This is a genomic window from Conyzicola sp., assembly GCF_057073975.1.
The window spans coordinates 1-12,555 of sequence record NZ_JBXMIS010000075.1 but is presented as its reverse complement, the minus strand read 5'-3'; the positions used below and the strand labels follow the sequence as shown (position 1 = coordinate 12,555).

General features: G+C 66.1%; 11 protein-coding genes. 4 read left to right on the top strand and 7 right to left on the bottom strand.

Going from position 1 to position 12,555, the window contains the following annotated elements:
• The 7 genes from AC14A7_RS06925 to guaB all read right to left on the bottom strand — a co-directional run.
• A partial coding sequence (locus AC14A7_RS06925) for an SURF1 family cytochrome oxidase biogenesis protein (protein WP_484007539.1) occupies positions 1–813 on the bottom strand: 813 nt, incomplete at its 3' end.
• A gap of 3 nt (positions 814–816) precedes the next feature.
• Complete coding sequence (locus tag AC14A7_RS06920; protein ID WP_484007537.1) at positions 817–2,178, bottom strand: cation:proton antiporter; 1,362 nt, start codon at positions 2,176–2,178, stop codon at positions 817–819.
• 2 nt (positions 2,179–2,180) lie between these two features.
• Positions 2,181–2,705, bottom strand: a complete 525-nt coding sequence (locus AC14A7_RS06915; RefSeq protein WP_484007535.1) for a cation:proton antiporter regulatory subunit — start codon at positions 2,703–2,705, stop codon at positions 2,181–2,183.
• Between the two features lie 87 nt (positions 2,706–2,792).
• Positions 2,793–4,517 (bottom strand): glycerol-3-phosphate dehydrogenase/oxidase, encoded by a 1,725-nt coding sequence (locus tag AC14A7_RS06910; RefSeq protein WP_484007533.1) that lies wholly within the window; start codon positions 4,515–4,517, stop codon positions 2,793–2,795.
• An 18-nt stretch (positions 4,518–4,535) separates the two neighbouring features.
• Positions 4,536–5,657 (bottom strand): GuaB3 family IMP dehydrogenase-related protein, encoded by a 1,122-nt coding sequence (locus tag AC14A7_RS06905; protein WP_484007531.1) that lies wholly within the window; start codon positions 5,655–5,657, stop codon positions 4,536–4,538.
• Positions 5,658–5,701: 44 nt separating this feature from the next.
• Positions 5,702–6,490 (bottom strand): hypothetical protein, encoded by a 789-nt coding sequence (locus AC14A7_RS06900; RefSeq protein ID WP_484007529.1) that lies wholly within the window; start codon positions 6,488–6,490, stop codon positions 5,702–5,704.
• Between the two features lie 345 nt (positions 6,491–6,835).
• On the bottom strand, positions 6,836–8,338 hold the full coding sequence (gene guaB, locus AC14A7_RS06895) for an IMP dehydrogenase (protein WP_484007527.1): 1,503 nt from the start codon (positions 8,336–8,338) through the stop codon (positions 6,836–6,838).
• A gap of 309 nt (positions 8,339–8,647) precedes the next feature.
• Between guaB and AC14A7_RS06890 the strand changes: the two genes are divergently transcribed.
• From AC14A7_RS06890 to AC14A7_RS06875, 4 genes are all read left to right on the top strand, one after another.
• On the top strand, positions 8,648–9,895 hold the full coding sequence (locus AC14A7_RS06890) for a branched-chain amino acid ABC transporter permease (RefSeq protein WP_484007541.1): 1,248 nt from the start codon (positions 8,648–8,650) through the stop codon (positions 9,893–9,895).
• Between the two features lie 10 nt (positions 9,896–9,905).
• Positions 9,906–10,889, top strand: coding sequence for a branched-chain amino acid ABC transporter permease (locus tag AC14A7_RS06885; protein WP_484007525.1), 984 nt, complete (start codon positions 9,906–9,908; stop codon positions 10,887–10,889).
• Complete coding sequence (locus AC14A7_RS06880) at positions 10,879–11,886, top strand: ABC transporter ATP-binding protein (RefSeq protein ID WP_484007523.1); 1,008 nt, start codon at positions 10,879–10,881, stop codon at positions 11,884–11,886. The genes AC14A7_RS06885 and AC14A7_RS06880 overlap by 11 nt, the downstream gene beginning before the upstream one ends.
• The coding region (locus AC14A7_RS06875; protein WP_484007521.1) for an ABC transporter ATP-binding protein at positions 11,883–12,555 on the top strand (673 nt) is incomplete at its 3' end. The genes AC14A7_RS06880 and AC14A7_RS06875, both read left to right, overlap by 4 nt.

Sequence of the window (12,555 nt, the reverse complement as noted above, 5' to 3'; positions counted from 1 at the left end):
TTTGAGACGTTGGAACTCCTTAATCAGATAAAACTTAAATTCAGCACTCAGCCAACTGGCAATTTCAAAAGCAATGTCTTTGTGGGCGTAGGTCCCTCCATAGCGCCCGGTTTTGGAAACAATCCCTCTCGCATTGGTACTTTCAATCCAGCGTTTTGGAGTCAGGGAAAAACTGTTGAGCCAGTTGAGGGTGACCTCCGTGCTCGGCGGGGGTGAGTCGATCTGCTCGAGCCCGGCGAGCGGCTCGCCGACGATGAGGTAACCGCCGTAGACGGTGTCGGGGGCCTGCCCCCACTCGTTGATCAGCGTCGCGACCGCCATGGCCGAGCGCTCGCCCGATTCGACGGCGTCGTCGTAGGAGCCCTCGCTCGGCAGGTAGCGCCCGACGAGAGTGAGGGGCTCGCCGCCGGAACGGGACAGGATGCCGGCGGCGTCGGCAGCGGCATCCTCGCTCTGCGTCCATCCCGCTGCGATCGCGAGGCTCGCGCCATCGGCCGTGACAACGTGCGCGGTGACCCAGTACCCCTCGGAGCCGTGGTTGAGGCGGCCGGAGATGACGCTGATGTCGTCTGGCACGATCACGCCGTCGACCTCGACGCGCTGGCCGGATGACTCCGAGGTCACGCCGTGCTGCGGTGTGGCGACCGACTCGAGGGGCACCACCTGCTCCGTCTGGCGCTCGATCACCGTCGCCTGCTCGATGCTGCGCGAGATCTGCCATTGACTGAGCAGTACGAAGGCCGCGGCGACGGCGAGGGTGGCGACGAGGGCACCGATCCAGCGGGGCTGGCGTGCGACGGTCCAGACTGACATCTGCTAGTACTCCGGGTCTCGTTGGCGACCGCGGGGCGAGTCGTCGTCGGACTGCTGCATCGCCTGCTCCACGAGTCGGTCGACCGCGATGTCGGTCTCCTCCTCCTGCGCGACCGACTCGAGGCCAGCCGTCGCCGCCTCGACGAGGGCGATGTTCTCCTCTGTAATACGGTCGCGCGTTGGTGCCTTCACCGCACGCTTCTTCGTGCGGAACAGCGCCGCACCGAAACGCTCGGAGTTGACGGTCAGCACGGGGCCGATGACCGCCATGATGAGCACGTAGAGGCCGGCGAATGGCGTGAGCCGCTCGTCGAGTCCCGCGGCTGCGGCGAGAGTGGCGAGGATGAGCGCGAACTCCCCGCGGTTCTGCAGCATCGCGCTGACGTTGATGCCCTCTGCTGCGCTGAGCTTGTTGAAGTAGGCGATGAGCTGGCCGCCAGCCGTGTTGATCACGAGGGTCATCACGACAGCTGCGATCACGGGCCAGACCACGCCGCCGAACTGGGAGACGTCGAGGGCGAGGCCGAAGTTGAGGAAGAAGAAGGCGGCGAAGACATCCCGCATCGGCAGGGCGAGTGCCTCGATGCGCGCGCGGAACCGCGTTGCACCGAGAACGAGGCCGATGAGGAAGGCGCCGATGGCGTCTGACACACCGAGCAGTTCGCCGATGCCGCCGAAGGCGACGGCGAGACCGAAGAACAGGATGGTGAAGAGCTCGTCGTCCTTGGTCTGGATGAGGCGGGAGATCAGTCGACCGCCGAACCTCGCGAGCGCGAACATCACCACGAGGAACCCGAACGAGATCGACAGCTTGAGCACGATCGGCCACAGCTCTGTCTCGCCGCTGATGATCACGGTGACGATCGCCAGGTAGAGCGCGATGAAGACGTCCTCCACCACCGCGATGCCGAGGATGACGGGAGTCTCCCGGTTGGCAAGGCGCCGCAGTTCGATGAGCAGCTTCGTCACGATCGCACTCGAGGATGTCGCGGTCATTCCCGCGATGATGAGGGCCTCGCGCGTGCCCCAGCCGACCCACATCCCGAAGCCGAACCCGATGCCGAAGTTGATGACGATGCGGGTGCCGCCAGAGAGGAGCAGTGCCTTGACGTTGCCGAAGAAGGCGTCCTGATCGAACTCGAGCCCGAGGTTGAACAGCAGCAGGATGAGGCCGAACACCGCGACGAGCTCGACGTCGGCGGAGTCGAAGTTGAGCGGGAACCACCCCGTGTACGGGCTCGCGAGGAGCCCGACGAGCATGTAGATCGGAATGGCCGGCAGCCCGATGAGCTTGCCGAGTCTTCCTAGTACATACGCGATGACGAACAGGAGTCCGAGGACGAGGAGTTCTTCACCGAGATGCACGCCTAGCCCCCGGACTCGGCGGCTGTCTTCGTCTTCATGACGCCCGTGCGGTAGAACGCGAAGGCCTTGGCGACCTTCTCCGGCGAGCCGGCGACGACCAGGGTGTCACCGGGAAAAACCTTGAAGTCGTCGGCAGGGGCGGGGTTGGCTGACTCCCCGCGAACCACCGCGACCACCGTGAGGCCGACGACGCCGCGGTTGGCGAGGTTGCCCAGCTGCTGACCGGCGATGTGGTCCTCGTAGTCGACGGTGAACCAGTCGATCGAGAGCCCGGGGATCGCGTCGAGGCTCGAGAGGCCCTCGGTGATCTTCGTGCCGCCGAGCAGTTCTGCGAGGGTGTGCGCCTCATCCTCGTCGAGACGAAGGGACACCTTGCTCTCTGCGGAGGCGTTCTCCGAGTCGGCGAACGTGATGAGGTCGCTGTGCCCAGAGCGGTGGGTGATAACGCCGACCTTGCCGCCGTCATCCGTGACGAAGGTGTGCAGAACGCCGACACCGGGCAGCTTCACGCGACGTACGTCAACCATGCGTTCAACTCTACCCGCGGGGGTATGGCTGGGCTCGCCGTCCGCCGCTGGCGAAGCCTGCGGTGCTGCCCGCTGGCCGCTGCTGCGCTAGGCGGAGACGATGTCGGGTGCCTCGAGGCGCACGCGGTCGGCGGAGGCGTCATCCGGCTGCTCCTGGCTTGCCCGCTCTGCCTCGACGCGCTTGAGGTAGATCGCCACCTCTCGCTCGGTGCGCGCGGCATCCCAGCCGAGCACGCCGGCCATGAGCTCGGCGGCAACGGGAGCGGCAGAGACGCCACGGTCCCACGCCTCGATGCTGATGCGCGTGCGCCGGGCGAGCACGTCGTCGAGGTGCAGGGCACCCTCATGGGTCGCCGCATAGACGACCTCGGCCGCGATGTAGTCGTCGGCACCCGGCAGCGCCTCACCGAGCTCCGGGTGCTCACGCAGCAGGTCGAGCAGCTCATCGGTCATGACGCCGTAGCGGTCGAGGAGGTGCTCGATGCGCACCTTGTGCACCCCGAAGGCTCGAGCGATCTTGGAGCGCTTGTTCCACGCCGCCTGGTAGCCCTCCGCTCCGAGCAGGGCGATGTCGTCGGTGGTGCTGGCCGGGATCTTGCCGTCGAGCGCCGCAGCGGCCTCGTCGATCGCATCCCTCGCCATGATTCGATAGGTGGTCCACTTGCCGCCCGCGACGACGACGAGACCGGGAACGCTGTGCGCGACGATGTGCTCGCGACTCAGCTTGGAGGTCTGGTCGCTCTCGCCGGCGAGCAGCGGCCGAAGGCCCGCGTATACGCCCTCGACGTCTTCCCTCGTGAGGTTGACGGCGAGCACGCGGTTCACCTGGTTGAGGATGTAGTCGATGTCGGCCGCGGTTGCTGCCGGGTGGGCCTTGTCGAGGTTCCAGTCGGTGTCGGTCGTGCCGATGAGCCAGTGCCGACCCCACGGAATGACGAACAGCACGCTCTTCTCCGTGCGCAGCAGCAGCCCGAGCTTGGACTGGAACCGGTCGCGGGGCACGACGAGGTGAACACCCTTCGATGCCCGCACCTTGAACTGGCCGCGCTCGCCCACCATCGACTGGGTGTCGTCTGTCCAGACTCCGGTGGCGTTGACGACCTGGCGGGCACGGATCTCGAAGCGCTCGCCCGTCTCGAGGTCGTGCGCCGTCACACCGACGACGCGCTGCCCGACCTTGAGGAAGCCCTCGACGCGCACGCGCGAGGCGACGTGCGCACCGTAGAAGGATGCCGTGCGGGCAAGGTTGGCGACGTACCGTGCGTCGTCCACCTGCGCGTCGTAGTAGGCGAGGCCCCCAACGAAGGCGTTCGGATCGAGGGACGGCATCGCGCGCAGCATCTGCCGCTTAGTGAGGTGACGGTGATGCGGCACTCCCGGAGGGCGTCCTCCGGTGTAGCTGAAGAGGTCGTAGAGCAGCATGCCCGCGCCGATGTAGAGGCGCTCGAAGACGGGCTTGGTGAGCGGGTAGAGGAAGCGCACCGGCTTGACGAGGTGGGGCGCGATGCGCTGCAGCAGCAGGCCGCGCTCGATGAGGGCCTCGCGCACGAGCCGGAAGTCGAGCTGCTCGAGGTAGCGGATGCCGCCGTGCACGAGCTTGGAGGAGCGACTGGATGTGCCGCTGGCCCAGTCCCGCGCCTCGACCATGCCGACACTCAGCCCGCGGGTGACGGCGTCGAGCGCGCTGCCCGTGCCGACGATGCCGCCGCCGATCACGAGGATGTCGAGCTCCTTGACCTTGAGCACCGCGATCGCCGCGTCCCGCTCCTCTGGTCCGAGCTTGTTCGAGCGGGTGACGGACTTCTGCGCCATGTCGGGTTCCTTCGTGGACTAGCTGCGGTGGTACGGGGCGACGACGACCTCGACGCGCTGGAACTCTTTGAGGTCGGAGTAGCCGGTGGTCGCCATCGAGCGCCGCAGCGCCCCGATGATGTTCACTCTTCCATCCGCAACTGTGGACGGGCCGAACAGGATCTGCTCGAGAGAGGCGATCGTGCCGACCGCCACCCGGTTGCCGCGGGGCAGCTCGCTGTGGTGCGCCTCTGCACCCCAGTGCCACCCTCCGCCGGGGGCATCCGTCGCGCGGGCGAGGGTCGAGCCGAGCATGACGGCGTCGGCACCGACCGAGATCGCCTTGACGATATCGCCGCTCGAGCCGAGTCCGCCGTCGGCGATGACGTGCACGTAGCGGCCGCCCGACTCGTCGAGGTAGTCCCGGCGGGCGCCGGCGACATCCGCCACCGCTGTTGCCATCGGAGCGTGGATGCCGAGGCTCGATCGCGTGGTGCTCGCCGCGCCGCCGCCGAAGCCGACGAGCACGCCAGCGGCGCCGGTGCGCATGAGGTGCAGCGCCGCCGTGTAGGTGGCTGCACCGCCGACGATCACCGGAACGTCAAGCTCGTAGATGAACTGCTTGAGGTTGAGCGCCTCGGTGTTCTTGCTCACGTGCTCTGCACTGACGGTGGTGCCGCGGATGACGAAGAGGTCTACTCCGGCATCCACGACCGTTTGGTGGAATTCCTGCGTGCGCTGCGGGCTCAGTGCGCCGGCGACGGGCACCCCCGCCGCACGGATCTCGGCGAGCCGGGCCTTGATCAGCTCCGGCTTGATCGGCTCCGCATAGAGCTGCTGCATGCGCTTCGTCGCGTCGTCGGCTGCGAGCTCGCGGATCTCGGCTAGCACCGGCTCCGGGTCGTCGTAGCGGGTCCAGAGGCCCTCGAGATCGAGCACGCCGAGACCGCCGAGCCGGCCCATGGCAATGGCGGTGGTTGGGCTGACCACGGAGTCCATCGGGGCCGCGATGACCGGGATGTCGAAGTTGTATGCGTCGATCGTCCACGTCACCGACACATCGTGCGGGTCGCGGGTGCGGCGGCTCGGAACGATCGCGATGTCGTCGAAGGCGTACGCACGGCGGGCACGCTTGGCGCGGCCGATCTCGATATCACTCACCCCGCCAGCCTACCGGCAGCTCCTTTCCTCCCCCGTAGCTCCAGCTATGACCTCACCGCCCCAGAAGCAACGCGCGGCATGAGCGTGTTTCTGGGTCCCCGAGGAATCCCGATGCGTTCGAGCTCCACTGCGAGCGTCGGCGGGGCGAGAAGGTGATCCCACACCAGGCGAGCCACACCCGAGACCTGCCTTCGCAGACGATCCTCCCTTCGCTTCTCCCTCCACAGGGCGCGCACGGGGTCATCATCGGTGAACTCCGGGTTTGAGAACTTGATGAAGCCGTCGAACTCGGCCACCCCCTTCACGCCGGGCCAGTAGAAGTCGGTGAATAGCGAGCCATCTGAATCAACGAACTCGTACTGAAGCAGAGGCGGCTCGAATCCCAGTTCATGGATGACGGCACGGGCCATCGACTCCCCATACGACCCAGAGACGTCAACGGCAAAGTCGAGCACACGCCGGATGCGCGCCCTCCCCGCCCGGAATCGAGTGCGCTCCAGCTCGTCGAACAGCTCGTCCCTCGAAACTCCGCCAGAGCGGAGCGCCCAATCGGTGCAGGCAACACCATCGGCGAAGTCCAGGGTTCTCGCGAGATCGAGGGTCGTGCGGGCGACCGTGGTGGTCTCGATTCCGCCGACGACATCCCAGGCAGCTGGCATTCCACCTGCAGAAGTCTGGCGAACGCCGGGTTCGGTCTTCCCCCCGCTCGCCTGCGACCTGAGCAGAGTGACTTCGGTGGGAAGCGTTCCGCGATGTGGGAAGCCGTGCAGAGCCGCAGCGGAAACACCACACACGAGAGCGGGCGTTTGGTGGTCGGCGACGACTGCCCGCACCCGCGCTATGTGGCGGCCACGGTCATCCAGAGCCTCCCACGCGTCTCGGCTCACATAGGCGCCGCGCCGAATGCGCACGAGCTGGCGGCGCTTGAGCAACGTGCGCAGCTCGCTCGGATTGCCTCCGAGCCGTGCCAATTCCGACGAGTAGATGATGCTGTCACGGGCTAACGCGGTGAAATCCATTCACCGAGGATGACGACCTCGTCTGTCGCACAAGGCTCCCCATCGGCAACCGTGGACGAACCACTCCAGGTGCCGAGTGTGGGGGACCCAGAAGGAGTCTCAACCCGCACGCTGCAACTGGGGCGCCGAGCCCCTAGCTGGAGCTATGGGCACGGAGGGCTAGCGACGGTAGTTGGGCGCCTCCACGACCATCTGGATGTCGTGGGGGTGCGACTCCTTCAGCCCGGCAGCCGTGATGCGCACGAACTTGCCCTTCTGGCGCAGCTCGTCGATGGTGCGCGCGCCGGTGTAGAACATCGACTGGCGAAGCCCGCCGAGCAACTGGTAGACCACGGATGACACGGCGCCCTTGTATGGAACCTGGCCCTCGATGCCTTCCGCGATCAGCTGCTCGTCAGAGGGAACGTCGGCCTGGAAGTAGCGGTCGCGCGAGTACGAGGTCTTCTTGCCGCGGGTCTGCAGCGCGCCGAGCGAGCCCATGCCGCGGTAGTTCTTGAACTGCTTGCCGTTGACGAACACGAGGTCGCCCGGGCTCTCGTCGGTGCCGGCGAGCAGGGAGCCGAGCATGACGGTCTCCGCGCCCGCGACGAGTGCCTTCGCGATATCGCCCGAGTACTGCAGGCCGCCGTCGGCGATGACGGGCACGCCGAACTCGCGCGCGGCGAGCGAGGCCTCGTAGACCGCGGTCACCTGTGGAACGCCCACACCGGCGACGACGCGGGTCGTGCAGATCGAGCCGGGGCCGACGCCGACCTTGATGGCATCCGCTCCCGCCTCGGCGAGCGACTGGGCTCCGGAGCGGGTGGCGACGTTGCCGCCGATGATGTCGACGTGGCTGAATGCCTTGTCGGCCTTGAGGCGGCGGATGATGTCGAGCACACCTGCGGAGTCGCCGTTGGCGGTGTCGACGACGATGACATCCACTCCGGCCTCGTTGAGGGCCACGGCGCGTTCCCAGGCGTCACCGAAGAAGCCGATAGCCGCGCCGACGCGAAGGCGGCCCTCGCCATCCTTCGTCGCATTCGGGTACTTATCGGCCTTCTCGAAGTCCTTGACGGTGATGAGACCGCGCAGGCGGCCCTCGGCGTCGACGAGCGGGAGCTTCTCGATCTTGTGCTGCGCGAAGATCGCGACGGCGCTATCGGGGTCAATGCCCTCCGGGGCGGTGATGAGCGGTGAGACCGTCATGACGTCGCGCACGAGCGTCGTCGCCTTCTCGAACGGGGAGACGAAGCGCATGTCGCGGTTGGTGATGATTCCGACGAGCCGGCCGTCGTCCTCGACGACGGGAAGGCCCGACACCCGGAACTGCCCGCAGAGCGCGTCGACCTCTGCGACGGTCGCGTCGGGCGTGGTCGTCACCGGGTTCGTGATCATGCCGGACTCGCTGCGCTTGACCTTGTCGACGTGTGCGGCCTGGTCGTCGATCGACAGGTTGCGGTGCAGGATGCCGAGACCGCCGTTGCGGGCCATCGCGATCGCCATGCGCGACTCGGTCACCGAGTCCATGGCAGCGGAGAGGAGAGGAGCCGAGACCGAGATGTTGCGGGTCAGCCGTGAGGTCGTGTCTGCCTCACTCGGAATGACGTCGGTGTGCCCCGGCAGGAGCATGACGTCGTCGTAGGTCAGGCCGATGAAGCCGAACGGGTCGGGCTGGTCCATGAGTCCCCTTGGGTAGAGCCTTCTGCAAGTAATTAGACCCGGGATGCCGCGCTGAATACCGGTATCCAATATTAACCGGTTATGCCGCCACCTATTCCACGCGCATAATAGCCAGCACTGGATTAGTGGCACCGCCCGAAACACAGGTGACACAAATCGAAAGTAGGGTCAATGTCGACGCTGCGCCAGCATGCGCGAGGTTCCCGGTTTTTTACCGGTTCAACTGGAGGTTCCGTGGAAGTCGCTCGAAGGACTAACCAGCGCAGAAAGCGTGCGATCGTCGCGTTGTTCGGCGCAGTACTGGCGCTCATGGCCATCACCGGCACGGCCACACCGGCCAGCGCCGACGAGATCGGCACCGACGAGTACGACTACATCTTCAGCGGCAACGTGAAGTACAACAGCGAGCCGCTCGAAGACGTACTCATCAAGGTCGATGGCAACGGCTACCAGGCAGAGGTCGAGACTGACGCCGAGGGCAAGTGGAAGATCGGCGTGCCTGAGAAGGCCGAGTACACGATCACCATCGACGAGTCGACCCTTCCGAAGGGCGTGATCGTCACCGACGAGGATGCCAGCGGCGCCTCGAAGAAGGCGGAGTTCGGCCTCACCAAGAACAAGTCCGTCAACTTCTTCCTCGGTGAGGGAGTACGGGAGGTCACCAGCGTCTGGGACCAGCTCGGTGAGCGCATAGCCAACGGCCTCAACTTCGGCCTCATGCTCGCCCTCGCCGCGATCGGCGTCTCGCTCGTCTTCGGCACCACGGGGCTGTCGAACTTCGCTCACTCCGAGATGGTCACCTTCGGCGCGCTCATGGGGCTCGTTTTCAGCGGCACCGCCTATCTCGGCTGGCCGATCTGGATCGGCATCCCCATCGCCGTCGCCCTCAGCGCCGTCTTCGGCTTCACCCTCGACTTCGTCATCTGGAAGCCGCTTCGCAAGAAGGGCGTCGGCCTCGTTCAGGTCATGATCGTGAGCATCGGCCTCTCGCTCGCGCTGCGCTACATCTTCCAGTACTTCTTCGGCGGCGACACCCAGCAGCTGCCGGGCGCGGGCGGTGCCAGTGTCGACTTCCTCGGCCCGATCTCCCTCTCGGTTATCGACCTCGTGAGCATGGCGATCAGCATCGTGGTGCTGCTCGCGGTCGCGTTCTGGCTGCTGCGCACCCGCATCGGCAAGGCGACTCGCGCGATCTCCGACAACCCGTCACTCGCAGCGGCGAGCGGCATCGACGTCGACCGCGTCATCCGCATCGTCTGGATCCTGTCGGCGGCCCTCGCTGGCCTCTCCGGCATCCTGTGGGCGTACTTCCGGCCCGGCATCAAGTGGGACATGGGCGCGGGCATCCTGCTGCTCATCTTCGCGGCTGTCACGCTCGGTGGTCTCGGCACCGCTCTCGGCGCTCTCGTCGGTTCGCTCGTCGTCGGCCTGCTGGTGGAGATCTCGACGCTCTTCATTCCGTCAGACCTCAAGTACGTTGGCGCGCTCGTCGTGCTCATCCTCGTCCTGCTCGTGAGGCCTCAGGGCATCCTCGGGCGCAAAGAGAGAATAGGTTAGGGCCAGCAGCATGGACTGGGGACAGATACTCAACAACACGGCCGCGTTCCTCTTCGCGCCGGAGACCATCGCCTACGCGCTCGCGGCCATCGGCCTCTCTGTGCACTTCGGCTTCACCGGCCTGCTCAACTTCGGCCAGGCGGCCTTCATGGCACTCGGTGCATACGGCTACGCGATCTCGATCCTGAGCTTCGGGCTGCCGTGGTGGGTCGGAATCCTCGTCGGCATCCTCGCCGCCGTCGCCTTCGCGGTGGTGCTCGGAATCCCGACGCTCCGCCTTCGCGCCGACTACCTTGCCATCGTCACGATCGCGGCGGCAGAGATCGTGCGCCTGCTATTCACAACGCAGGTGTTCGACGAGTACACCAACTCGGCTGACGGCCTCGGCAACTACCACGCGGGATTCCGGGCGGCGAACCCCTTCACCTATGAGGGCAGTGCGGGCTTCGGGCCGTGGGTATGGACGGCGAACCAGCTCTGGGTGCGCGTCTTCGGCATCATCCTCGTCGCGCTCGCGGCGCTCATCGTGTTCCTGCTCATGCGCAGCCCGTGGGGCCGCGTGCTCAAGGGAATCCGTGAGGACGAGGATGCCGTGCGCGCCCTCGGCAAGAACGTCTTCGCCTACAAGATGCAGTCCCTCATCATCGGCGGCATCTTCGGCGCGCTCGGCGGTGTCGTGCTCGCGCTGCCGTCGGCGGTGACCCCGGGTGTCTACGTGACGAGCCTCACGTTCTTCCTCTACACGATCCTGCTGCTCGGTGGTGCTGCCACGATCTTCGGGCCGATCATCGGCTCGGTGATCTTCTGGGTCATCCAGGCGTTCCTCTCCAACGTGCTGCCGGCGCTCATCAACAACGGCCTGCTGCCCGGCATGACGCTCGTGCAGTCGGCGTCGCTGCGGTACATCCTCGTCGGAGTCGCCCTCATGCTCATCGTCATCTTCCGGCCCCAGGGCATCTTCGGAAACAAGAAGGAGCTGACCTTTGTCAAGTAGCGCCAAGCCAACGTCGGGCGCCCCGGTCAAGTCGACCGGGCTCCACACCGGCGAGATCAAGCCAGGTGTGGCCAAGGTCGACCCGATCATCGTCGCCGACAACGTGACCCGCACCTTCGGCGGACTCGCAGCCGTCAACGTCGACCACCTCGAGATCCCCCGCAACGCGATCACCGCCCTTATCGGACCGAACGGCGCGGGCAAGACCACGCTGTTCAACCTGCTGACGGGCTTCGACAAGCCGAACACGGGTTCGTGGACCTTCGACGGCACGTCGCTGTCCGGCGTTCCCGCGTTCAAGGTCGCCCGGCTCGGGCAGGTTCGCACCTTCCAGCTGACCAAGGCCCTCGGCCTTCTCACCGTGCTCGACAATATGAAGCTCGGGGCGAAGGGCCAGGCCGGCGAAGGACTCTTCCGCAGCCTCTTCCCGTTCATCTGGCGCAAGCAGGACCAGGAGATCGAGGAGCGCGCCATGGTGCTGCTCGAGAAGTTCAAGCTCGACACCAAGGCAAGCGACTACGCCGCCAGCCTCTCCGGTGGCCAGCGCAAGCTGCTCGAGATGGCCCGCGCGCTCATGAGCGAGCCGAAGCTCGTCATGCTCGACGAGCCGATGGCAGGCGTCAACCCCGCCCTCACGCAGTCGCTGCTCGACCACATCCTCGACCTCAAGAAGGAGGGCATGACCGTGCTCTTCGTCGAGCACGACATGCAGATGGTCAGCCACATCGCCGACTGGGTCGTCGTCATGGCAGAGGGACGCGTCGTCTCTGAGGGGCCACCCGACATCGTCATGAAGGACCCGGCGGTCATCGACGCCTACCTCGGCGCCCACATCGACACCGACCTCGGCGTTGTGACGGGCCGCCACATCGACCCGAACGCCACGGTCGGCATCACGGCCGACGAGATCACCGCCGAAGGCCTTGCCGAGGCCGACGAGGTCGAGCCAGAGCCGACCAAGGCTCCGAAGCGCGCCAAGAAGGAGAGCTCGAAGTGAGCGACACTGCTGCACAGACCGCCACCGACCTCGTCGTCAAGGTCGACAAGCTGACGGCGGGCTACCTGCCCGGCGTCAACATCCTCAACGAGTGCTCCCTCACGGCCGCCAAGGGCGAGCTCATCGGCATCATCGGCCCCAACGGCGCCGGCAAGTCGACGCTGCTCAAGGCGATCTTCGGGCAGGTCAAGATTCGCGGCGGAAGCATCTCGCTGAACGGCGAGGACATCACCGGTCTCGCCGCCGACAAGCTCGTCGGCAAGGGCGTCGGGTTCGTGCCGCAGACCAACAACGTGTTCCCCTCGCTCTCGATCGAGGAGAACCTGCAGATGGGGCTCTACCAGAACCCCAAGATCTACGAGGAGCGCCTCGAGTTCGTCACCGGCATCTTCGCGGAGCTCGGCAAGCGCCTCAAGCAGCGCGCAGGCTCGCTCTCGGGCGGAGAGCGTCAGATGGTCGCGATGTCGCGCGCTCTCATGATGGACCCGCAGGTGCTGCTCCTCGACGAGCCATCCGCCGGGCTCTCGCCGGTGCGCCAGGACGAGGCGTTCATCCGCGTCTCGGAGATCAACAAGGCGGGCGTCACGACCATCATGGTCGAGCAGAACGCTCGCCGTTGCCTGCAGATCTGCGACCGCGGCTACGTGCTCGACCAGGGCCGCGACGCCT